Consider the following 23,979-nt stretch of genomic DNA (forward strand, 5'->3'; position numbering starts at 1 on the left):
CTCTAAAATACTGATAAACCTTAAACTTAAGTGCTTAAATATAAAATCAATACACATTTTACAGTTTTCTTTAAATATAATACACATATGTGTATTATATTTTTTCTATATTTCGTTTTTACAATATAAAAAGCCTAAATATATATGCTATGCACAATTAAGTCTCTACATTATGGTCTCAATTGATTACTTGGCTTGCTAGAGCTTTAAATGTAAATTTATTATCACAACATATGTACATACAAATTACTACTTTAAAATACTCAAACTTAACTCCTTATACACCAGAAAACAGTATTAATACTTGTCCATATTAATACTGTTTTTTATTTTTATTTATACAATTTTGTTTTCTAGATAAAGGTATACTCATTATGCTCTTTACATTAATTTTAGTAACAATTATACGTTAATCTAAGAAAAACTATTTTTAACCATTAGTTGATACTAATAAACATCACCATCTATATTAAAAGTTTCTCCATAAACTGTAAACTTGAAATCTGTTTTTAAATCTACATTACCTGCTTTTAGTAATTTTCTATATGCATTAACTCTATCTGAACCCTCTGGATCATCATTTTTAAGGAATGCGTATCTATAATCCATTACACTAGAAAGAAATTTATTTTCATCTATACCATCCTTAGGTAACCCACCCAGCTTCTTCTTAGCTGAATTAATATATTCTTTTGCCCCATCTTCTCCATGATTTACACACATATCATATATGAATGCTAACGTAAGTTGGTTTTTAGCTCCAATAGAAGTTGCTAAAGATACTGCTGGGTTCCAATACATTTCATCAAGTTCATATAATTGAGCTTTCTTAAACAACGGATCATTACATGCCTTTACATCTTTTATAAAATTATCTAAGCCTTTAATATCATTATTCTTGCCATCCTCATCATGCTCTTCTTTGTCTATTCTATCTAATGCTGGAATATACTTTGCTAAACTGTTATTTGGATTTAGCTTTGTATAATAATGTATTAATATATTTCCATCGTAAGTTCCTGTAGTAAATCCTATACATCCAAATGTAATTCCTCTTCCATCAAAAGAGCCAAGTTTTTCTGCATAATTGTAAACAAATTTTGTTTTACTGTTTTCACATGCAGTCGTTAATTGAAGATCTACTGCTTTTTGTTCAGAATTTGCAGTAATAGCTAATGCTGCTGAAGAAAATGAAATACACATAGTCAAAGATACTGCTAAGGTAATTAATTTTCGTAAATTTTTCATATAAAAATTCCTCCTATAAAGTTATTTAGTATGTTATTTAAGTTTTCTAAGGAACAACAATTCCATCCCAATCTGTACCCTCAATAGTTATTGGCTTGTCTAAATAATAATTTCCCTCTTTAACAAGTTTCTTAAATACATCTACTCTTCCAAAAGAATCAGCCCATTCTTCTCTACTTCCCTCCTTATAGCAGTATGATAAGCAGGCTTTTCTAATATTCAAAAAATTATCTAGCCAAACTTTTTCATCTACATTTGATCTAGGAGTTCCGCCTGACATTTCCGTAGCTCTTGCAATAAGCGAATCTATAGAGTCTAAATCATTTTGTTCATTACCATGTTGAATTATTGCATCATATAATTCTGCTCTAGATAGTGGAAACTTAAGTCCAAGTAAATCAGCTTTTTTTGCAGATGGTATATAATATAGTTCATCTACAATTGAATCTTGAATTGCTCTAAAATCCGAGTCTTTTGCGGCTGTAGTCCAGTCAGAAATAAAATCACCTATTTTATCTAAGCTACTTACGTCTTCCTGATCATGCTTTGTTTGTATCCTATTACTCTCTAACGCTGTTAGTGCTGGCAAATATTTAGCAAGTATGTTGTCTGGTTTTTTATCTGTGTATTTTTTTACTACTAAAATTGCATCCCCAGTGCCAGTACAAAATCCAGCTCTTCCGCAAGTTATTCCACGTCCATCCCCTAGGTTTTCTCCATATGCATAATCTAATTCAGTAGTGCTATTTTCAAATACACTGGTGAGTTCTTCTGCCCTATGCTTTTGTTCTTTTGTTAACCAGTAGATTCCACCCTTTTCAGCTGATATCATAGAATTAACTGTATCCGCTTTAGCAGTAACAGTTGACATATTAAAATAAGTTGAAAATGATGATAGAGTTACTATTCCTAGTAAAACTAATGAGGTAAGATGACTACTATTTCTCTTCATTAAAATATCCCCCCTAATAATTATTTTACCTTAACTATATACAAAGCAAATATTATGCCAATTATAAAATACAAATAATGCATATTGAAAACAGATGTTTTTATGGATAAATAATACATATTATCTAATGTGTATTCTAAAAATACATGAATGATACACATACATGTATTAATTACAGAATGTATCCATAGTATATAGTTCTAAAAAGCAAAAGCTTCATATTAAATTACTGAATACGTTGAAGTCTCATTAATTCAACACAAAACTTAGTTATTACAATATAATATTTTTCCACTCATCCATAATATCAGTTATAATATTTGAATTTTTCAACATAGATTTTCATCTAGAATAAAAACTTTATCGTAACGTTACCACTTTGGTTTACATATAATAATGCATAGTAATAGTTCAATAATATATATCTTAAGATAAAATAATATTATGGAGGAAAACAAATGACTAAATTATGTGAAGGAGAAACCATAAACGAATATGCCAGTGTAAAGCCAACCGAATTAATGCAGGAATCATCAAATCTTTTATTTAGAATTCCTGTATTCCTAAGCCATCCAAGTAGATTAAATTCTATTCAACAAGAATTTGTTGATGCCATAATTGCTAAAATAAGAGAGGCCTTATTATTTCCACGTACCTTACCAGTAACTGAACAATATCCCGAAACTCCATTAACAAATATCAGAAGAATGATGCTATCTAGTTATGGATTTATTTCACTTAATCTTAATCAACGACAAGTATATATAATTCAAAATAATCTTGGTCAACCTCAAAATCAGTTTGCTCTTGAGGGTAGTCCTTTTGCTCAAATTGAACCAGCCATGGCTTATCAATCTGGACTTCCTATTCTTCTTATCAGAGAAGCTGGAGTAGAACAGAGTGGGATTTGGTCTTTTGGTATAGGTCCATTTCTAATTTTAGAGTGGGATCCTACAAGGCCACTTGAAGATTTCTTTACAAGTAATGCGTGGCTAGAAATATTTCAAAATTGGATATCCCAAGTAAGAAACGGATTTTATCTTCAAACTCAACCTGAATTTCAGTATTCTTGCAATAACACTGATGTAAGATAAATTAAAAATATTTCTTAGTTTTTATACTCCATCTAAAAGATCTAAAAAAAGCTGTTACATCACAAAGGAATTCTTTATGTAACAGCTTAACTTTTCTTTTAAATAACATTAAAGTACTTTTTAAACACGATTCTTAATTATTCATTATAATCCTTATTAGACATACAAAAACTTACACACACTAAAAATCACCATGATAATTTAATCTATCATGGTGATTAAACAAATACTAGTAATATCTGAATTAACAAAATTAACATATATAAATTAATATATATTTGATTCTTATTACTCTTCCTCTAAAATTTCTTCTACTTCCTCTACACTCAGCCCTGTAGCTTCTGCAATTTCATCAATTTCTTCAAAGCCCATTAAATCACGAGCTAAGGAAATCATAAGTTTTTTCACATTTTCTTCAACACTTGGAGGGAGTTCAGACATATCAGTTAAATTTTCTGTTAAATCAAAATATTCTTCTCCATAAGACTCTTCTTCTTCTCCTAGTTCAAAAAGTCTTCTTTTCTTAGCTTTCTCTCTATCAAACTCATCAAGATATACTAACTTACTATTATTCACTTCTAAATCTTCATCTGAAAATACAGTTATACCTTCATTCTCCAATAAAAGAGCTGTAATTCCTTTCCCTTTTATTTTATTACCTGTAAAAGTACCATCATAGACAAAGTTAGATCCACATGAAGGACTTCCTTCTTTTAATATAGCTTTTGTAGCTCCAAGTTCTTTGGCAATCTTTAATGTTTCATATGCACCGTCTATAAATTGCTTAGTAACATCTTCACCTTTATTGCTTAGTGCCTTTCCATTCCCCTCTAATACTTCACTTGCCGTATTATTTAGTTCAACAGGATTTCTTGGAGTTTGTAATCCTCCTAATTGTTCTGGACAAACTAAAACTGCTTTTCCTTCTCTAAATAATTTTAAACATCTATCACTTAGATTATTTTTACCACTGTATTTACAATTAACTCCACACAAGCATGCACTTATTATGTACATATTATCACCTCTTATCTAACGTACACTTAACGCTATAAAACAACCTTAAGAGAAATTTAATTATAGCTTTACTTAATTATACATTATTATTTGTATAATATTCTTACTAATAATAATTTTAATAGCATTTTTAACTTAAATAAGTAAAAAATATTAATTACCCCTTAAGCTCCACCATAGTAACACCATCTCCACCTTCACCATATGCGCCTAGTCTATATGATTTTACATGTGGATGTCTTTTAAGCATATCATTTATTGCTTTCCTAAGTACTCCTGTTCCTTTACCGTGAACTATTGTCACCTCTCCTAGATTAGCCATATATGCATCATCTAAATATTTATCTGCTTTGTAGCATGCTTCTTCTGAATCTAATCCCCTTAAATCTACCCTTGATTCCACGTTACTTAGATTAAGCTTCACTTCTCGTTTTCTTCTTACTTTTTCTTCTTTAGTGATTTGAGTTTTTCTTAGCTCTTTAAGCTTAACATTTATTTTCATTATTCCAGCTTCAACTTGAACTTCGCCCCTATTATCTGGCATAGAAACAATAATTACTTTTTGGTTTAATGAAGGCAGATATGCTTCCATACCAAGGGTTACACTAGTTATAGATTCCCCTTCGTTTTCCTTCATCTTATGAATTCCTTTTTCTCTTTCTTCTAAACTATCTTTAAGTTTCTTTCTTTCTTCTTCAAGCCTTTGTCTTCCACCACCTGCTATGCCAAACTTTTCAAGCTCTCTCATAGCTTTTAAGATCTCGTCCGCTTCATCTTTAGCATTTTCAATTATCTCTTTTGCCTCACGCCTAGCATCCATATAAGCTTTTTCTCTAGTATTTTCTAATTTTTCAAGTTTTTCTTCATACTTCTTTTTAAGATCTTCTGCTTGATCTCTAAGCATCTTAGCTTCCCTTGCTTCTTTTTTAGCTATTATACTTTTTTCTTGAAGCTCTCTAATTAAATTTTCAAATTGAAGATTTTCTTCAGACATATATTCTTTTGCGCGTTTAATGACACCTTCTACAAGTCCTAATCTCTTAGAAATCTCAAAGGCATTTGATTTACCTGGAACACCAATTAATAATCTATACGTTGGTCTCAAGGTCTCTATATCAAATTCAACAGAAGCATTTTCTACCCCCTCTGTTTTTAATGCATAAGCTTTAAGTTCACTATAGTGAGTAGTTGCAATTAGTTTTGCACCTCTATTTCTTAAAGTTTCTAATATAGATACTGCAAGAGCTGCTCCTTCTGCTGGATCTGTACCAGCACCAAGCTCATCAAATAACGCTAAAGACTTGTCATCTACGTGCTTCATAATATTAACTATATTAGTCATATGAGATGAAAAAGTAGATAAACTTTGCTCAATACTTTGTTCATCACCTATATCTGCAAATATTTCTTTAAAGAAGGCTATAGATGAGTTATCTCTAGCTGGAATCAATAATCCACTTAATCCCATAATATGAAGTAAACCAACGGTTTTTATTGTAACAGTCTTACCGCCGGTATTTGGACCTGTTATCATTAATGTTTGAAATTCTTCTCCTAGATATATATCTGATGGCACAACTTTATCACTTTCTATTAATGGATGCCTTCCAGATAATATGCTAAATACTCCATCTTCTCTAACTATTGGCTTTACAGCGTTTAATGCAGATGCATATCTTCCTTTTGCAAATATGAAATCAAACTCAACAAGTACCTTTAAATTACTTAAACATGAGTCTGCATTAATTTTTACTTTCAACGAAAGATCAGAAAGTATTCTTTCTATTTCAGCTTTTTCTTTTAAAAACAATTCCCTTATTTCATTGTTTAGATTAACTAAGCTCATAGGTTCAATAAAAAACGTTGCTCCAGTTGAACTTTGGTCATGTACAAGTCCTGGAACTTGGCTTTTATATTCTGATTTTACAGGAATCACATATCTATCGCCTCTCATAGTATACAAGTCATCTTGTAAATATTTTGAGTTACTTCTAACAATAGAACTTATTTTTTCTCTAACTGAAGAATTCTTTTCTTTTAAGCTTCGTCTGATATTATACAAAGTTTGGCTAGCTTTATCACTAATTTCATCCTCTGATACTATAGCTCTTTCTATTTCATCCTCTAGCGCTTTTACTGGAACTAATATATAAGCTAAGTCTTCAAGTCTTGGATATGCCTTTTCAAATTCTTCTCTTTTAAAGAATTCCTTTATATTTCTTGTAGCCTTAAGCATTCCCCCAACTTTTAATAATTGTCCTGGTGATAAAGTCCCACCCTTTTTAGCTCTTTCTATACCTTCATGTATATCAAATAATCCTTCAAGTGGGGGATTTCCCTTTGATATTAAAATTTCAAGAGCTTCGTTTGTCTCTTCTAACTTATTATTTATTTCATATAAATTGTCGTAAGGCTCAAGCTCTTCAACTTTTGCCTTAGCAGCATTTGTTCTTGCATATTTCTTAATTTTTTCTTTTATCTTATTAAACTCTAAAATTCTTAGAGATCTTTCATTCATATATCCCACATCCTAACAATCAATCAACAATTGACAGCATATAAGAGATAATTAGGAGTTCATACTTATAAAACTTAAAATAATCTATATAAGAAGTCTCAAAGTAATTTACATCTTAATTATCAATTATAAGCCGTCAACTATTTCTTGGTATTATTCTACTCCACGTCTATAGTGGCCCTTAGTGTACTTATTATTTTCGTTTTTTGCATTATGAGCAATTTGATTTAAAACATCTTTTACTTCATCATAACTTTCATCTTTAAAGTCTACTCTAAAATTTGAAATATTAAAAGACTTAAGTTCTTCCATTTCATCAATTAAATTAGTAGATATTGAATTTAAAATATAACTTCTACAGCTATTATCACCTAAGACAGTAAAACTTTCGTTCATTCTATCAATTAGCTTAAAGTTATCTTTCATGCACGCACCACTGCATTCTTTTTTAGATGATTTATTACCAAAAGTACTTCCTATAGGACAATACTCACTAACCATAAGCTCAGTTTTTCCATAAATATTTATTCCTATATTACAGTTAACATTTTTCATTAATTCTTTTATTTCTTTTCTATTTAATTCCATACTTAAAAATGGAATATCAACATCTTGTGCATAAAATTCAGCTGCATCTTTATTAAAGATATTTAATTTATAATCTCCTATTATAAATAGTTTATCTTTATAGATTTTTATTATTCCAGCATTGGATGTAATTATTCCCTTTATATAAGGTTTTAGTTCATCTATTATCTTCACTATACTATTAAATTCCTGCTTAATAATACTTGGAACTTTTAAATATATATTTTTATCTTTTGAATTTTCATGTAGATTCTTTAAGTCATTTTTATTCAATGCATGTTTTTGTCTGCTGAAAAATATCTCTAGCGCTATATTTTGAGCTTTATTATCCTCAAGTAATGCCTTTAGTTGATCTTTTGTAATACAACTATAAATATAGCCTAAGTTTTCCTGACATTTTGCATTGTTTTCCTTCATAGTTCCTTCAGTTCTTTTCCTTCTATATGAACTTACCTCTTCTTTTAAAATCTTTTCAAATAATTCTCTCCTTAGATTATTTATAGCTGAAATTCTTATGAATCCATCATCAAAAATATCGAAAATTATCTTATCAAATTTATATGGAATTTCTCCTGATTTTCTTAAAGATTCCTCAACTCTTTCCCTTGTTAATGGTTTATTAGTTGCTTCTTCAACTATTTCCCCGTAAACTCTGTATTCTTTTTTATTGTATTTTGCTTTAATACAAAGAGGCGAATTAACTTTAAATTCAACTTCTCCAGTTAAATTTATTTTCCTTTTATAAGGTTTTAAATCCTCATTTAACTCATCATAAAGTTTTTTATCAGACATCTTATATAGCTTATAGCCTTTTTTATATCCACCAGTTGGAAATAATTTGACTGTTTCACCCCTAAAAGCTTCTTTGACTTCATTATTGTTATTTAGAATTTTGCTTAAAGTAAATCCATCGTCATTGAACCTTATACCATCACCTAAAGATACGCTAGATTCTAGTTTAATTTCTCCATTGTTTGATACCTGCCCTATATATACACCAGTATTTTTAGGGTAATTATAACTCATCATATCTTTTCCTACATTTTTATATAGATATGCTTTAGCAAAACCTTCTCTATTAAACAGTTGCGCTAATTCCTGTCTTCCCTTTTGTAAATCAAACTTTGTATTTATTACTACTTTATCAATGGCTTTTCTATAATTCCTTGTAACCCCAGCAACATATTCTGGCTTTTTCATTCTTCCCTCAACTTTTAATGACGCTGTTCCGCTCTTTATAATAGCGTCCATATCATCAATAAAGCATGTATCCTTAGGACTCAAAAGATAAGCCTTTTTTTCTCCAAAATTCTCTCCTTTTAATGTATACTGCATTCTACAAGGTTGTGCACATCTTCCTCTATTTCCGCTTCTTCCACCAATCATAGAACTCATCAAGCATTGTCCTGAATAACATACGCATAAAGCGCCATGTACAAATATTTCTGTCTCAATTCCTAAATCTTTTGAAATATATCTAATTTCATCTAATGTAAGTTCTCTAGATAAAACTATTCTCTGCATTCCTTTTTCTCTAAAGTATAAAGCTCCTTCTGCATTATGAATTGTCATTTGTGTTGATGCGTGAAGTTCAAAATCTGGGTATACATCTCTTATTAATTTTACTAATCCTAAATCTTGTATTATTATCGCATCTACTCCAATTTCATAAAGGTATCCAGCATATTTTAAAGCTTCCTTTAATTCATTTTGTTTTAAAATTGTATTTATAGTAACATACACTTTTATATTATAGCTATGAGCATAATCAACAGCCTTCATCATTGTTTCATTATCAAAATTTGATGCATAAGCTCTAGCTGAAAATTTATTTCCACCAAGATATATTGCATCTGCTCCATTATTTATAGCAGCAATTAAACTCTCCATGCTTCCTGCTGGAGCCAGTAATTCTATCTTATTCATATTTCTCCTTCATTTTATCTTTTCTTTTTTACAATAGGACCTACTTGTTCTTTTTTAGCTTTTGCTATTTCTATTTCTTTATTTATTATTTCTGCTTGTAGTTCAAATAACCTATTGTGAAAAGTCCTTGCTTCTTGATTAAGTTTATCATTTTCATTAGCTATTTCTTCTTTCTCTTTAGATAGTATCGACATCTTTCCTCGTAAATCCTCTATTGATTCCTTACTTGTATTCAAATCTTTTTCCTTAGCTTCTATTTCTCTTTTTAATTTTAGGAAAATTCCCTCTTTATCTTCCAATTCTTTTTCTAATCTAACTAAAGCTCTCTCTCTACTTGCCAATTCTTCTTTAATTCTTCTTAAGTCATTCTCTTTACTTTCTAATGTATTGCTTACGTCTTCAATCTCTTTTATCCTGATATTAACTTCTGCTTCTTTTTCTTCATGAACTTCTTTAAGCTCAAGTTTTAGCTTTTCGTTATCATTTCTTACTATTTTAAGTTCTTCTTCTAATCGCTCTTTTTCTCTATCAGAATTTTCTATTTCTTGTGATAACTTATCGTTAGTATCATTGATATTTTTAATTTCACTATTTAAAATCTCTTGTTCTTTTTTTAGCTTATTGATTTCGCTTAGTAAATTATCCTTTTCCTCATTTAGTACATCAAATTGATTTACCAATACTTCATTTTCTTTATTTAGCCTACTTAACTTTTGCTTACACTCCGTAATTTCTTTTTCTGATTCTTCAAATAAATCATTAAGCTGTTTATTAAGGTCAGCTTTTTCCATATTGTTATCTTGAATTTCTTTTGTTAACTTGACAATATTATCTTTTTCAAGTTTTAGACTATTACTTAATTCCTGCTCTCTTGCAAGTAAATTTTTAATCTTCTTATTTAATTCTTCTTCACTTAATAACAACTCTGTAATTTTATTTTTTAGTATTTCTTTTTCTTCTCTAGCTTTAGAAGTTATTGCATTATTAGTAGTAATCTGATTTTCTAACTTTTCCTTATACTCCGAAAGTTCTTTAGTACATTTATAATGGTCTTCATTTATTTTTTCTAAATTTGCTTTACATAAAGTATATTCTTTACTTATAACTTCTTTATTATTAATTTCATATTTTAAACTCTCGCCTACTTTTTTCAATTCTTCACAAACATTGTTATAATCAGCTTCTAATGAAATATTCTTTTCTTGTAATAAAAGCATCTTATTATCTAAATTCAACTTAGCTTGAGTAAGTTCTTTGATTTGTTTATCTAACTCAAAATTTACAGCAGTCATTTCATTTAATTGCTCAGTTACCATATCCTTTTCTTTATTAGCTTTAGTAATATCACTAGTTAAACTACTTATTTGTTCATTAGCTTGTTGCACTTGCTTGTTTAATCTATGCTCCTTATTTTTAGCCTCATCTATCTTCTTATAAAGTATTTTGCTCTTCTCTTTATAATCTGCAATGTCTTTAGTTAAAGTCTCATTACTATTCTTATTTCTCTTATTCTCATCATTTATTAATTTATTTTCTTTTTTCAGATTTTCATTCTCAATTTTAAGTTTATTAATTTCATCACTTAATGAACTAAATCTTACTTCTACATTATTATATTTTCCATGCAGTTCTTCTTCTTTCTTCTGGAAATTATTTTGAAGTTCCGATTTTTCCTTATTTATATTTTCTAACTTCAGACTGAGTTCGTCCACTTTCTTCTTTAATGAAGAATTTTCATTACTAATAGTTTCTTTGACTTTAATCGCTTTGTCTAATTGCAAATCACACTCGTAAAGTTCATCGGCTATATTTACTGCTGCTAAAACAGAAGCATCTGTTGTACTAAAACTAGCTTTCTTAGACAGAATTTCTTTAATTCTTGTATCAACAAAATTTGCTACCCCAAGCAAATATTTTTCGTCTTTTTCCCCTTTTAAGTTATAATTCATACCATTTATATTAACTGTTACCCTAATCATAATAATAGCACCTCGTAAAATTCTTTATTACTTCTAATTATAGGGTATATTCATCAATAAAACAATTATGTTAGACTAACTGAACCTTGAATTCTTGCACTTTTTCTTCAAATTTACGAAAAAAAACCTGTATCTATTCAATTGCTAAAAAAGTTTTCGTACTTCTTAAATTTTATGCTATACTTATTTTGATTATTTTATTGTTTAATTGTATAAAAATGATTAATATTACTTTATTGTGTTAATCATTCTTATATATAACTAGAATTGGGCGGTGAGTGAAATTAATATTAAATCTATTTTAAGCATATTACTATCAAAAATTACTGCATTTTCTGCAAAACATATTGTAAAAGGTGGGAGTAATTTTCCTGGTAAAATAGCTTTAAAAATTGATAAATCAATCTTAAAACATGTTAGTAAGGGATACAAAGTAATTTTAGTTACCGGAACTAACGGAAAAACAACAACTACAAGCATGATTTACAATATCCTAAAGGAAAATAAATTACATGTTATAACAAATAGTACTGGGGCCAATTTGTATCCAGGTATCGTAGCTTGTTTTATTTCCAACTATTCTTTTTTTAAGAAAAAAGAAAATCCTTACGCTGTAATAGAAGTCGATGAAGCTAATGTAAAATTCATTACAGAACATATAACCCCTGAAATAATAACTGTAACTAATTTATTTAGGGACCAGCTAGATAGATATGGAGAAGTTTATACAACTCTCGTTAAAATTTTAGAAGGTGTAGCTAAAGTTCCTGAGTCAAAGCTGGTTTTGAATGGTGATGAATCTTTACTTGGAAAGCTAGATGTTAGAAATCCAGTAGTATATTATGGTTTTAATACACCTATTAAAGAAGATACTAAATTAGAAATAAATGCTGATGCAAAATTCTGCAAGTTCTGTAAGGCACCTTATTCATATAACCTAGTTACTTATAATCACTTAGGAGATTTTTACTGTCCCGAATGTGGTTACAAGCGTTCCGAACTTGATTATGCTGTAAATAAAATTTTTGACTTAACACCTGAAAACTCTTCTGTATTAATTAATGACACTGAAGTTTTCATAAGTCAATCAGGTGCTTATAATATTTACAATGCTTTATGTGCATTTGCAATCTCAAAAGAACTTGGAGTAGAAGACTCAATAATTAAAGCCTCTCTTCAAAATCAAAGTTCAAGCTTCGGAAGACAGGAGCAAATATCTATTGACAATAAAGATGTACAAATTATATTAGTAAAAAATCCTGCTGGATATAACCAAGCTTTAGACACTCTCGCTCTTAATACAAGTGAATTTTCTGCAGTTTTCATGTTAAATGATAATTACGCTGACGGACGTGATGTTTCTTGGATTTGGGATGTAGACTTCGAAAAAATATCTACTTTAAAGATAGAAGATATTTTTGTATCTGGAATTAGAATGTATGATATGGCTGTAAGATTAAAGGTTGCTGGATTAAATGTAGATAAATTTATTTTAAAAGAAGATTATGAAGAACTTACAGATAAAATTAAGGGATCTACTTCTAAAAAAGTATATATATTAGCCACTTATACTGCAATGATTAACTATAGAAAATATCTTCATTCAAAAGGTTATATTAAAAAACTTTGGTAAGATAAGGAGAATAAGATTATGGAATTAACTATCTGTCATTTATATCCGGATTTATTAAATGTATATGGTGACGTAGGTAATGTACTCATTTTAAAACATAGAGCAGCCCTTAGAGGAATTGATGTAGATATAATAAACACTTCAATAGGTGAAAATATAGATAAAGAAAATGTGGACATCATCTTTTTCGGTGGTGGTCAGGATTATGAACAATCTATAGTCTCTACTGATTTAAATGAGATAAAGAAAGATGCTTTAACAAGTTATATTGAAGATGGGAAAGTTATGCTAGCTATATGCGGTGGATATCAATTATTAGGTAAATACTACACTGCCCCAAATGGAGAAAAAATAGATGGACTTGGTATTTTAAACCTCTATACTGAAGGTGGCGATACTAGATTTATTGGAAACACAGAAATATTTAACGAAGAATTTAATGAAACTTATGTGGGATTTGAAAATCATTCAGGAAGAACATATATAAATGACCATACTCCCCTTGGAAAATGCATTCACGGATATGGCAATAATGGTGAAGATGGATATGAAGGATGTATCTATAAAAATACATTTGGTTCATATTTTCATGGTTCTTTCCTTTCAAAAAATCCAGAATTTGCAGATAGACTTCTAACTTTAGCTTTGAAGAACAAGTATGGAGAAGATGTAAAATTAGAAAACTTAAATGATAATTTTGAATTAAAAGCAAAAAGTTCTATAATACAAAGATTAAAGTAAATATTGCAATATTGTAAATTGTCATATATTGTTTGTAACTTTTTACATAACATTTATTGTTATAGCATTACATAAATGTTATACTTAAAATGTTTTATTATACTTAAGGCATGTCTAAAAACGATTATTTTTTTATATGCTTAAAAGAAGTGGAGAGATTTGACTTGAAAAAAAATTTAATTTTAAAAGCATTTGCATTAACCCTTTCTCTTTCTTTATTTAGTCCATTAAGTATGGCAAGTTATGCAGCAAGCAATTCTGCAAAACCTAAGACTGAAACTTCATCAGAGAACTTACCAAACATTAAAGCTGAAGCTGCTTTAACTATGGATTTAGAAACTGGAGAGATAATTTATTGCAAAGATGCTGATGGCAAGAGATATCCTGCTAGTACAACAAAACTTTTAACTGGCTTATTATTAGCTGAAAGCAAAGATAAAGCAGATCAGCTTGAATATACTAAATCTGCAAAGGAACAACCTGAATATTCTTTAAATTTAAATTATATGCATAATACTATGCAGCCTGGTGACAAAGTAACTGCTGACGATATAATGAAAGGTTTGCTACTTTTTTCTGGTAATGATACTGCATATGTAATAGCAGACAATATTTCCGGAGATGTTAAATCATTTGCTGAATTAATGAATAAAAAGGCAAAGGAACTTGGAGCTACTAATAGTAACTTTGTTACTCCTAATGGACTCCATGATCCAAATCATTACACTACAGCATATGACCTTTCATTAATCATGAAAGCAGCTTTTGCGAATCCTTGGGAACGCGAAACAATGGAACTTGAAAAAGCTCCTATAACTTTAAAGAATTCTAGAATAATTTTAGAAAATAGAAACTTAACACTTGGTAAAAATGGTAACCTTGCTGGTAAAACTGGTACAACTAATGAAGCTGGCGGTTGTTTAGCGACTGTTTATGACAGAGATGGGCGTCAGTTAATTGGTATTGTTCTTAAAAGTAGACAAATTGATAATGCAGATATGACAAAATTTAATGATATGGATGCTATTATGGATTATAGCTATGGTGCTAAAAAAGAAGTTTATAAAGCAAATGGTGAAAGTGTTGGAACCGCTGATGTAAAATATAAACCATTTATATTATTTGGGCCTACAAAAACTATCTCTGTTCCAATTAAATTGACTCAAGATGTGAACTATTATAAAAATGCTATAAACGATTCTGAATCTCAGATTGCTTATAAAGGAACAGATTCTACTGCATGGAGTTTACTATTCAATAAAAATACTAAACTTACTTATAGTACAAGAAATCATTCTGAAGAAGTTACAGGTTCAGTTGATATTTCACTAGGTTCAATAATTAAAGATAATTTAATTATCTACATTTCTACTTTAGTAGGTTTGGCTATTATCGTAACTCTTATTGCTCTTATTAAAAATGCTGCATCTAATTCAAGACGCAAGAATAAAAATTACTATAGCCGTTCTAACAGAAGAAGAAGATAATTAAATAACTTTAACTTATTTAATTTCTATAATATATCTAAGCATCTTCAAAAATAGGTTGTATTCTTCCTAGATATTTGAAGATGCTTTTGTTTAAGGAGTAATTAACATGAATAAATTAAATTTTAAAGGCAGTGTTATGCTTAATCCTACACCTGTAGTACTTGTTACGTCAAAAAACAAAGATGATAAAGTGAATGCATTTACAGTTGGCTGGGTAAGCACTGTTTGTACTAAAGAACCTATGATAGCTATGGGAATACGCCCTGAGAGATTATCTTATGATTACATAAAAGAAAGTGGCGAATGCGTTATCAATTTACCAACAAGAGAAATGGTTAAGATTGTTGATTATTGCGGAGTTCGCTCTGGAAAGAAAGAAGATAAAATCAAACATTTTGGTTTACAGCTTAATAAAGGCGAGCTTATATCCACGCCTTCATTGGAAAGATCACCAATAGCGTTAGAATGTAAAGTAAAATCAATTACACCTCTAGGTACACATGATCTATTCCTGCTTGAAGTAATAAATGTAAAGGTTGATGAAGACTTAATAGATTCAAACGGTAAGATATGTTTTAATAAGGCTAACTTGATTTGTTATAGCCATGGTGAGTATTATGGCTTAAACGCTAAGCCTTTAGGCACATTTGGTTATTCAGTAAAAAAGAAAAAGAAGACATATAAAAAATAATCATCTTCAATTTATTTTCATATATATCATTAAATTTAAAGCAGTTACATTGTCTTTTGCTATGTAACTGCTTTCTTATTTGTGTAATATATTTTCAATGTAGAATAAATTTAATATAAAAAGGCAACCTAATAATAAATGTTACAACTTGAAATTGTCATATGGAGGATTGCAATGAGAATATTAAAAAAGATATTATCGTTTATAATTTTATTAGTTATTATACCTACTTATAACATTAAAACTACTGTATATACAAGCGCACAGGTCCTTCCAAAAAAGCCAGTAAAAGTAGCCACACTTTTATTTACTTTCGATGATCCATATATTTCTTTAGTGAGAAATAGCTTAGAAGAGATTCAAAATAAAAATAAAGATTCTGTTAACTTTACGTTTCTGGATGGCAGAAGAAATCAAGGCATACAAAATGCTCTATTAGATTCAGCTCTCCAAAGTGACTATGATCTTTTATTGATAAATTTAGTCAGCTTAGATAAAAATACTGTGGAATCAGTTGTTAGAAAATCCAAACAAAAAAATATCCCTGTTATTCTATTTAATACAGTACCATTTGAAACTGAGCCTATTAAATCTTATAATAGATCTCTTGTCATATCAACAAATGCTGATCAATCAGGCATTTTACAGGGAAACTTAATTGTTAGCGAATGGACTTCTAATAAAAAAACTATGGATAGAAATGGTGATAACGTATTGCAATATTTCATGTTAAAAGGCCCCAATAATAGTACTGTAACAAATGCAAGAAGCACATACTCTATATCAACTATTAATAATGCTGGAATTAAAACACAAGAAATTTTATCTAAATTCTGCTATTGGGATCAAATATGCGCTAAAGATTCTACTGAATTACTATTTTTGAGGTATGGAGATAAAATCGAAGCAATAATTTCAAATAATGATGCAATGGCTATAGGTGCCATTGAAGCATTGCAGAAATATGGATACAATAAAGAAGATAAGTCAAAGTATATACCTGTTTTCGGAATTGACGGAATACCAGCTGCTAAGGACTTAATTAATAAAGGTGTTATGGCAGGTACTGTTTTTCAAGATCCTGACCAAACAGCTGAAGCTCTTTATTCAGTAGGAATGAACTTAGTTTCTAATAAAAATCCTCTTGAAAATACAAATTATAAATTCGACGAAACAGGAGTTACAATCCAAATGCCCTATCAAGAATATACTCCTCAAAAATAATGGCTTATTCTATTAAATTAGCAAGACTGCTTTAAAATAATTAGGAATATATCTTAATTATTTTAAAGCAGTCTAATTATGTAACTTAAAACTTATAAATTTCGATAATTAAATTAAACTCAACTCACCACATGCGTTCGCTGAGCAACTAGTTAATATGAACTAATGAACTTATTTATAATATAAAATGTTTTTCTAATTCCTCAATCATTTTCGATTTAAAAGTATCAAACTTATTGTTATTTTTACAAATTACTTTTTCATTTTTTTTGTCGTATACAGCTAATGAAATATAAACAGTATCATTGTTATAAGAAAGTAAGTATCCTAGTTCTGAATTGTCTTCCAAATCTATTTTTTTATACTCATTAGATACTATTTGATATAAATTAGCTTTCTTTTTTTCTAAGACAACATATTGTAATCTATCCTCATTACTTTCAGTGATATTGCAATATCTTTCATCACTTAAATTTATAAAAATATTATCATCGTTATATTTTCCAAATGGAAGATATAAGTATCTTTTTTCCTTAATGAATGAAATAACAGAATCCTTTATTTCATCTTTTCTCCCCTTATATTTTCTTCCATCCTTGTTTATTGAGAACATTAAATCTGTATACTTTCCATTCCATTTAAAATATTTCCTTTGCCATTCCTCAAGAAATAATAACATATTCAAAAAATCTAGTTCACCGTACTTCTTTTTTACTAAATAGTCATTCTTAAGCAAATTCTCTAACTGCTCACCCACATTCTTATCTATTTCTTCTAAAATAGCAGCTTGTCCTTGTTTATTCAAAAAATCTCCAAATTCATCTCCGAAACTGCTTGTTAAAATTATCTTAAGAATCATTTTGTTATACTTTAAGGATTTTTCTTTAATATTCTTAGCATATGTATTTTCACTACAACTATCTAAATATTCTTTAATCAAAGTTGAATCCTTTTGAATATACCCTTCTTTTCTAAGCCTCATTTGGCTTAAATCTTTTTTTATATACTCATCCATAAGATGATCCTGTTTGTCAATATCTTTAGCTTTTATTGATGTAATTATAGGTATAGTCTTTGATACTTTTTCCTCTAAAACTTCTTCCACATTAGTTAAGTAGCTTTTGGGAAACTTCAAAGCACATTTATTATCTAACTTTTCTTTAAATTTGTTAACTATATTTATTTCTTCCATAATATCCACTTCTTTTTTGGATACAATCTTTTCTTCAACTTCAGATATAATCAGCAATTTACTTCTTTCAAAAGCATACCCCAGTCCATAAGTTATAAGTACTTCATCATCGTGAGCCATATTTATTCTTCTCCTACACCAGCATTAATTTTTTAAATTATTCATAATTACTCTATCTTACCTAATTATAATTTGCTTCTCTTCTCATAATCAACAAGTAAATATTGCTAAACCTCTTTTATAGTCCCATTATTTATAATATACATGTATAAATATATTTTTTGTAAATTCTAATACTTATATTTACCTTATAATCTACCTATTCTAGTTCATATATTGCCACTTATAAGAAAATAACGGATTATTTCTAAATAATTTCTTCGAAATAATCCGTTACTTTTAATATATACTTTTGGCAGTATTTATAAGCTTCTATTTTACTATATGATATATGTATAATGCTAAATTATATGCTAGCGGAGCAATTATCACTGTCATTATTCCCGCAATGCCAATTGAAAGACTACTCATTGCCCCTTCTACTTCTCCAAGTTCTAAAGCCTTACTAGTTCCAACAGCATGAGATGCCGTTCCTATGGATACGCCAACTGCAACCTTATCTTTTATCCTAAAAATCTTACATATTGTAGGTCCAAACACAGCACCAATTATACCTGTAACTATAATTGCAAGGACCGTTATTGGAACAACTCCTCCTAATTGGCTACTTATTGATATTCCTATAGGAGTTGTCACTGATTTTGGCACTAATGATTTTATTACACTTGCATTAAGTCCAACTAGATATGATATTCCTATTATAGAAATTATCCCTATAGCACTTCCAACAAATATACCTGTCAAAATAGCCTTAGCATTCTTTTTTAAAAGATCTAGCTGTTTATATAAAGGTACTGCCAGTACGACAGTTGATGGTCCAAGAAACATATTTATAAATTGGCCACCTTTATTATATGTATCAAAATCAATATGAAATGCAAACAAAAAACATATTATAATTCCTATTGCAATTAGAAGTGGATTTAAAATTGGTACTCTTGTATTTCTGTTAATAAATATACCAACTTCAAAAGCCGCAAGTGAAAGTACTAGTCCAAATAAAACATTGTTTATTAATATTTGCATATATCTTCCTCTTTTCTTATCACTTTATCTTTACGTAAACTAAATATTTTTCTTTGGCTTTCTTGAAATAGCCTGAACGACAATACCAGTCACTCCAATTACTATCGTAGTCGTCAATATACATACTAATAATAATTGCCACCATGTCGATTTTATTATACCAAGTGACGTCATTAGACCCACTCCTGCCGGAATAAAGAAAAAAGCCAAATGGTCCAGTAAAAAATTCGTTATATTTGAAATACTATCCACCTTAATTACCTTTATATATAATAATATAAATAATATTATCATTCCTAATATGTTTCCCGGTATCGGTAGATGAAGCATTGATGATATAAATTCTCCTAACAGATAAATTCCAAATATAATTAATGCTTCTCTAAATAACTTCAATTTCATCACACTCCAATTATTTAATCATATTTGTTTAAAAACCAACTTCTCTCTATTCTTAATATGCCCTTTACAATTTAATTTACCATCATTACATGGATAAGTAAAATTCCCTTATACTTTAAGTAAAGGTTACCTTTTTGTTAAACATCCTTATATTTTCAGTATTATATATCAATTGCACTTTAAATATAAGTTTCTAGAAATATGTTTAAATTTATTCATTATAAAAATTAAAACGACTTATTTTTTTAATAAATAAGTCGTTTTAAGATGGTACTTGTAGATTTTAATAGTATATTTTCAACTTCTATCCTTTACAAGCTTATTTTCTACTATTGCAACCACCTCATACATGATAAATGCAATTGCTGATAAAATTACAATGCTCATCATTACCATATCTAACTGAGCCACTTGTCCTCCATATACTATCAAAAATCCGAGTCCATTCTTAGCTACTAAAAATTCTCCCATTATTACTCCGACCCAAGATAGACCAACATTTATCTTTAGAGCTGATATAAGGATAGGAATGGAGTACGGGAATATTAAATATCTTAATATCTGTATCTTTGTCGCTCTAAAAGTTCTCATAAGCATAATTTTCTCTTTATCTATTTCATTAAATCCAGTTAATACGCTTATAATTGTTGTTATTACTGAAATTAAAAGAGCAATCACTATTATTGCTGGAATACCATTTCCAATCCAAAATATTATTATTGGAGCCAAAGCAACTTTAGGAAGTGCATTTAACACTACTAAATATGGATCTAGTATTTTTGATACCAAAGGACTCCACCATAAAATTACTGCAATTAGCGAACCCATTATTGTTCCTAAGGAAAATCCTAATATAGTTTCATAGCAAGTGACTGCAATATGCTTAATTAAGCCTCCACTTTCATATAAAGATACAAGAGATTCAATTACTCTAACTGGACTAGAAGTAAGAAACGGATCAATCCACTTTAGATTTGCAGCTATTTGCCACAAGGCTATAAAGATAACTAATATGAGAATTCTAGTAATTACAATTTTTCTTTTTGTTCTCTTTACCTTATTTAAATATATTTCATGTTCCTTGGACATCTTACTTACTTCATTCGCATTCACGCGTTTTTTAACCATTTCCATCATTCAACTCCTTCCATAATCTATTAAAATACTCACTAAACTCTGGAGCTCTTCTCTTTTGAAAAGGAGTTAATTCTTCACCATTAAAATGTATAGGAATTTCTACTTTCACACTAGACGGCCTCTTAGATAATACTATTACTTTTTCAGATAAAGAAATCGCCTCTGCTATATCATGTGTAACCATTATTGCTGTCTTTTTTTCTGTTTTTATTATCTTATAAACATCGTCACATACTAAAAGCCTTGACTGATAATCTAGTGCTGAAAATGGTTCATCTAAAAATAGTATCTCTGGATTTAATGCTAAAGTTCTTATAAGTGCAACTCTTTGCCGCATACCACCCGAGAGTTCACTCGGATGATGGTTCTTAAATCTCGTTAACCCATAAGCATCTAATAATCCGCTTACTCTTTCCTTTGATTCATTATTTAGCTGCTTTTTTATCTTTAGCCCCAAGATTACATTTTCCCAAACCGTATTCCATTCGAATAAATGATCTTTTTGAAACATATATCCTATTTTATCTAAGTTCTTCTTTACATCTTCCCCCTTGTATAACACGCCACCATTTGATGGTTCTAACAGTCCACTCATTATATTTAATAATGTAGATTTTCCACATCCTGACGGTCCTAAAATAGAAATAAACTTGCCATCATCCACTTGAAAATTAACATTATTTAAAGCTTGTGTTTCTCCTTTAATAGAATGATAATTCATTGATATATTTAATATTTCTAACAAGCTCAAATAAAATCACCACCTTTTCATCTTTATGTGACCTTTATTTAGCTGCTTTTTCAGCAAAAGAATTATCTACAATCTTGCTAAATTCAGGTCTTTGCGGCATTAAGCTTGAATCGTAATCAGTAATAATATCCATAAGTCTATTTAGATTTTCTTCTTTAATTTCTGGTGTATGAGCTATAGCGTCAATCTTTTTATAGTTATCTATAACTGTCATAATTGTGTCTTTATCTGTACCTGGGAAGTAGTCAATTATGCTATTTGCAACTTCTTCTGTACTATGACTAAAAAACCACTGTTGACCTTTATAAATAGCATTTGTAAAGCCTTGTATTACTTGTGGATTTTTATCCATATAAGATTTTGTTGTAAAATAACAAGTATAAGGAATTAAACCTGATTCTTCACCAACTGATGTAAGAATATATCCAGTTCCTTCTTTTTGAATAGCAGAAGCTGTAGGTTCAAAGAGAGCCACATAATCTCCTGTACCACCTTTAAATGCTCGGTACATGAAAAAGCGATTTTAGAAAACTGTATTTTGAGAATTGATTTAAAAAATGAATTTAAAGATCTGCCAGCAAATACGATTGCTGAAAATTTGATTAGATTAAGAAAGTTAAATAATTTAACTCAAAAAGAATTGTCACTAATTATAGGTATTAGCAAATCAAGTATATCAAAATATGAGCGTGGAGAGCTGTTCCCCACAAAAGAACAATCAATGAGGCTAGCCAGTTATTTCAATATTAATAGTAAATATTTTTATGATCCGTATCTAGAATCTATGGATAACTTTCATCAATATTTATCCACTTTACTTAATAAAAATATCCACATTAATAAGTATAAGCTGTGTAAATCTTTGGGTATATCTAAAAGAACTTTATATAGATATTGTTATGAAAATAATGTGCCATCTAGAAATGTATTTGAAAAGATGAGGAGTTATTTGAATACTTAAAATTAATATTTATTCTCTTAAAATCGTGTTAATCAATTATTTTATTGGAATATATTTTTATAACTTCATGTATATTTTATCTTAATAGTGTTAAGAATTAAGATACGATTTCCTATTTTTTAATAAATAAAGAGATAGCTTTGGACATTACTCTCCTAATATTTTTTTGCTATCTCTTTTTTTGTGCAAAAAATAAGGGTAATAAAGATTTCTCTTTACTACCCTACAAGACTTAATGCTTAAAAAAGAATCTTGTAATTATCTTGGGAGTCTAACGCTATCTACTATCGCTGTTAGCTTTGTGTGTAACATTATAATACCATAATTTCATAAATTATACAAGACTATTTTTATCTGATTTATAAGAATTATTATATTAAAACAAAAAGGTAGACTAAGTATTCTACCTTTACTAAACAGAGTATATGCAATTTAGTAATAATCATTATACCATATTACTTTATATCATAAAACCAGCTTCCCAAAGTTTCTTTTAGCTCTAGGCATTTGCTCATAGATAGATTCTGAGTTTCAATCCATACCCCTTTTTCGTTTCCCCTAAAATAACATCTAACTCCTTTAAAATATTGGAGCACATAATCAGCATCAACACCATTAAAACTATTATCTCCTTGATAGCCATTAGGTAAATAGTTTGTAACAACATATCCAGTGTTTTTATTAAATATTCCTTCATTAAACTCATTCATATCGCAGTCGGTATTTATTCCGCTTACAGATCCTGTTTCGCTATATTGGTGTCCTACTCTATTAGTGAATAAATTAGAATTTAATTTCCATGGATCATTATTATAGTTTGCTTCCCATAATGGATAATCAGCAATTCTATTATCTAAGTTATCCATAAAACTAGTATAAGTATAAATACCTATTTGCATATTAGATAGCTCTTTAAATCTAGAAATAAATCTTAAAATATAATCCACTGGTCCATCAAAATTAGTTTCTATATCTAGCATCGGAATGAGATCACTGGTTTTATCTTTTATAGCATTATAAAAACTATTGGCTTGAGTTTCTGGCTCACTAGTTCCAACTAAGAAATGGTAGAACCCTGTTTTTAATCCTGCGTAATGTGCGTTAGAATAATTTGTATCTAAATAGCTATCTTTAAACGTTGTTCCTCCTGTAGCTTTAATATAAACAGCTTCTACTCCTGCTGTTTTTACTTGGTTAAAATTTATATTTCCGTTATGATTACTTATATCTATACCTTTCATTTATATCTTCCTTTCTATAATAAAAAAATAAGAACAACCTTAAAGGCT

Annotated in this window: 19 protein-coding genes and 1 pseudogene; 7 read left to right on the forward strand and 13 right to left on the reverse strand. The window is 29.0% G+C overall.

Translation table 11 applies throughout. The features are described from left to right. Nucleotides 1-447: 447 nt before the first annotated feature. Both T483_RS0102195 and T483_RS0102200 read right to left on the reverse strand, forming a co-directional pair. Nucleotides 448-1,248, reverse strand: a complete 801-nt coding sequence (locus T483_RS0102195; RefSeq protein WP_026885352.1) for a chitosanase — start codon at nt 1,246-1,248, stop codon at nt 448-450. A gap of 46 nt (nt 1,249-1,294) precedes the next feature. Then, entirely contained in the window at nt 1,295-2,200 is a 906-nt protein-coding gene (locus tag T483_RS0102200; RefSeq protein ID WP_051560268.1) for a chitosanase, read from the reverse strand. A gap of 458 nt (nt 2,201-2,658) precedes the next feature. On the opposite strand from T483_RS0102200, the gene T483_RS0102205 reads away from it, so the two are divergent. Further along, entirely contained in the window at nt 2,659-3,294 is a 636-nt protein-coding gene (locus T483_RS0102205) for a hypothetical protein (protein ID WP_026885354.1), read from the forward strand. Between the two features lie 288 nt (nt 3,295-3,582). On the opposite strand, the gene T483_RS0102210 is transcribed toward T483_RS0102205, so the two are convergent. The 4 genes from T483_RS0102210 to zapA form a co-directional block, all read right to left on the reverse strand. Then, entirely contained in the window at nt 3,583-4,311 is a 729-nt protein-coding gene (locus T483_RS0102210; RefSeq protein WP_026885355.1) for a DUF523 domain-containing protein, read from the reverse strand. A gap of 157 nt (nt 4,312-4,468) precedes the next feature. Beyond that, entirely contained in the window at nt 4,469-6,829 is a 2,361-nt protein-coding gene (locus tag T483_RS0102215; protein WP_026885356.1) for an endonuclease MutS2, read from the reverse strand. 153 nt (nt 6,830-6,982) lie between these two features. Then, on the reverse strand, nt 6,983-9,343 hold the full coding sequence (locus T483_RS0102220) for a DUF3656 domain-containing U32 family peptidase (protein ID WP_026885357.1): 2,361 nt from the start codon (nt 9,341-9,343) through the stop codon (nt 6,983-6,985). Nucleotides 9,344-9,357: 14 nt separating this feature from the next. Further along, entirely contained in the window at nt 9,358-11,322 is a 1,965-nt protein-coding gene (gene zapA / locus T483_RS0102225) for a cell division protein ZapA (RefSeq protein ID WP_026885358.1), read from the reverse strand. Nucleotides 11,323-11,596: 274 nt separating this feature from the next. On the opposite strand from zapA, the gene T483_RS0102230 reads away from it, so the two are divergent. From T483_RS0102230 to T483_RS0102250, 5 genes are all read left to right on the forward strand, one after another. Continuing rightward, nucleotides 11,597-12,955: a Mur ligase family protein gene (locus tag T483_RS0102230; RefSeq protein ID WP_026885359.1), complete on the forward strand. Its 1,359-nt coding sequence runs from the start codon at nt 11,597-11,599 to the stop codon at nt 12,953-12,955. Between the two features lie 18 nt (nt 12,956-12,973). Next, on the forward strand, nt 12,974-13,696 hold the full coding sequence (locus T483_RS0102235; protein WP_026885360.1) for a type 1 glutamine amidotransferase: 723 nt from the start codon (nt 12,974-12,976) through the stop codon (nt 13,694-13,696). A gap of 164 nt (nt 13,697-13,860) precedes the next feature. Beyond that, nucleotides 13,861-15,183, forward strand: a complete 1,323-nt coding sequence (locus tag T483_RS0102240) for a D-alanyl-D-alanine carboxypeptidase family protein (RefSeq protein ID WP_026885361.1) — start codon at nt 13,861-13,863, stop codon at nt 15,181-15,183. A 109-nt stretch (nt 15,184-15,292) separates the two neighbouring features. Further along, entirely contained in the window at nt 15,293-15,877 is a 585-nt protein-coding gene (locus T483_RS0102245) for a flavin reductase family protein (RefSeq protein ID WP_026885362.1), read from the forward strand. 174 nt (nt 15,878-16,051) lie between these two features. Continuing rightward, complete coding sequence (locus tag T483_RS0102250; protein ID WP_026885363.1) at nt 16,052-17,101, forward strand: galactose ABC transporter substrate-binding protein; 1,050 nt, start codon at nt 16,052-16,054, stop codon at nt 17,099-17,101. 175 nt (nt 17,102-17,276) lie between these two features. Here T483_RS0102250 and T483_RS0102255 read toward each other — a convergent pair whose 3' ends face one another. From T483_RS0102255 to T483_RS0102280, 6 genes and pseudogenes are all read right to left on the reverse strand, one after another. Further along, nucleotides 17,277-18,413, reverse strand: a complete 1,137-nt coding sequence (locus tag T483_RS0102255; RefSeq protein WP_026885364.1) for a hypothetical protein — start codon at nt 18,411-18,413, stop codon at nt 17,277-17,279. A gap of 312 nt (nt 18,414-18,725) precedes the next feature. Then, nucleotides 18,726-19,439, reverse strand: a complete 714-nt coding sequence (locus tag T483_RS0102260) for an LrgB family protein (RefSeq protein ID WP_026885365.1) — start codon at nt 19,437-19,439, stop codon at nt 18,726-18,728. A 39-nt stretch (nt 19,440-19,478) separates the two neighbouring features. Continuing rightward, nucleotides 19,479-19,835, reverse strand: a complete 357-nt coding sequence (locus T483_RS0102265) for a CidA/LrgA family protein (RefSeq protein ID WP_026885366.1) — start codon at nt 19,833-19,835, stop codon at nt 19,479-19,481. A 303-nt stretch (nt 19,836-20,138) separates the two neighbouring features. After that, nucleotides 20,139-20,930: an ABC transporter permease gene (locus tag T483_RS0102270; protein ID WP_026885367.1), complete on the reverse strand. Its 792-nt coding sequence runs from the start codon at nt 20,928-20,930 to the stop codon at nt 20,139-20,141. 31 nt (nt 20,931-20,961) lie between these two features. Next, entirely contained in the window at nt 20,962-21,729 is a 768-nt protein-coding gene (locus tag T483_RS0102275) for an ABC transporter ATP-binding protein (RefSeq protein WP_026885368.1), read from the reverse strand. Nucleotides 21,730-21,763: 34 nt separating this feature from the next. Further along, nucleotides 21,764-22,231, reverse strand: a pseudogene (locus T483_RS0102280) (ABC transporter substrate-binding protein); the annotation flags it as partial. A gap of 36 nt (nt 22,232-22,267) precedes the next feature. Here T483_RS0102280 and T483_RS28630 point away from each other — a divergent pair. After that, complete coding sequence (locus T483_RS28630) at nt 22,268-22,690, forward strand: helix-turn-helix domain-containing protein (protein ID WP_051560270.1); 423 nt, start codon at nt 22,268-22,270, stop codon at nt 22,688-22,690. A 455-nt stretch (nt 22,691-23,145) separates the two neighbouring features. Here the strand turns inward: T483_RS28630 and T483_RS0102290 are convergent, their stop codons facing one another. Next, a complete protein-coding gene (locus T483_RS0102290; protein ID WP_026885370.1) occupies nt 23,146-23,931 on the reverse strand; it encodes a GH25 family lysozyme in 786 nt (261 codons plus the stop codon). Between the last annotated feature and the right edge of the window lie 48 nt (nt 23,932-23,979).

It is taken from the genome of Clostridium beijerinckii HUN142, assembly GCF_000621745.1.
Lineage (GTDB): Bacteria > Bacillota > Clostridia > Clostridiales > Clostridiaceae > Clostridium > Clostridium beijerinckii_A.

Bases quoted from the DNA above. Each gene is read 5' to 3' on its own strand.
- T483_RS0102235 (WP_026885360.1), top strand. From the start codon at position 12,974: ATGGAATTAACTATCTGTCATTTATATCCGGATTTATTAAATGTATAT.
- T483_RS0102255 (WP_026885364.1), bottom strand. From the start codon at position 18,413: ATGGCTCACGATGATGAAGTACTTATAACTTATGGACTGGGGTATGCT.
- T483_RS0102270 (WP_026885367.1), bottom strand. From the start codon at position 20,930: ATGTCCAAGGAACATGAAATATATTTAAATAAGGTAAAGAGAACAAAA.
- T483_RS0102215 (WP_026885356.1), bottom strand. From the start codon at position 6,829: ATGAATGAAAGATCTCTAAGAATTTTAGAGTTTAATAAGATAAAAGAA.
- T483_RS0102220 (WP_026885357.1), bottom strand. From the start codon at position 9,343: ATGAATAAGATAGAATTACTGGCTCCAGCAGGAAGCATGGAGAGTTTA.
- T483_RS0102290 (WP_026885370.1), bottom strand. From the start codon at position 23,931: ATGAAAGGTATAGATATAAGTAATCATAACGGAAATATAAATTTTAAC.
- T483_RS0102195 (WP_026885352.1), bottom strand. From the start codon at position 1,248: ATGAAAAATTTACGAAAATTAATTACCTTAGCAGTATCTTTGACTATG.
- T483_RS0102250 (WP_026885363.1), top strand. From the start codon at position 16,052: ATGAGAATATTAAAAAAGATATTATCGTTTATAATTTTATTAGTTATT.
- T483_RS0102205 (WP_026885354.1), top strand. From the start codon at position 2,659: ATGACTAAATTATGTGAAGGAGAAACCATAAACGAATATGCCAGTGTA.
- T483_RS0102200 (WP_051560268.1), bottom strand. From the start codon at position 2,200: ATGAAGAGAAATAGTAGTCATCTTACCTCATTAGTTTTACTAGGAATA.
- T483_RS0102260 (WP_026885365.1), bottom strand. From the start codon at position 19,439: ATGCAAATATTAATAAACAATGTTTTATTTGGACTAGTACTTTCACTT.
- zapA (WP_026885358.1), bottom strand. From the start codon at position 11,322: ATGATTAGGGTAACAGTTAATATAAATGGTATGAATTATAACTTAAAA.
- T483_RS0102245 (WP_026885362.1), top strand. From the start codon at position 15,293: ATGAATAAATTAAATTTTAAAGGCAGTGTTATGCTTAATCCTACACCT.
- T483_RS0102210 (WP_026885355.1), bottom strand. From the start codon at position 4,311: ATGTACATAATAAGTGCATGCTTGTGTGGAGTTAATTGTAAATACAGT.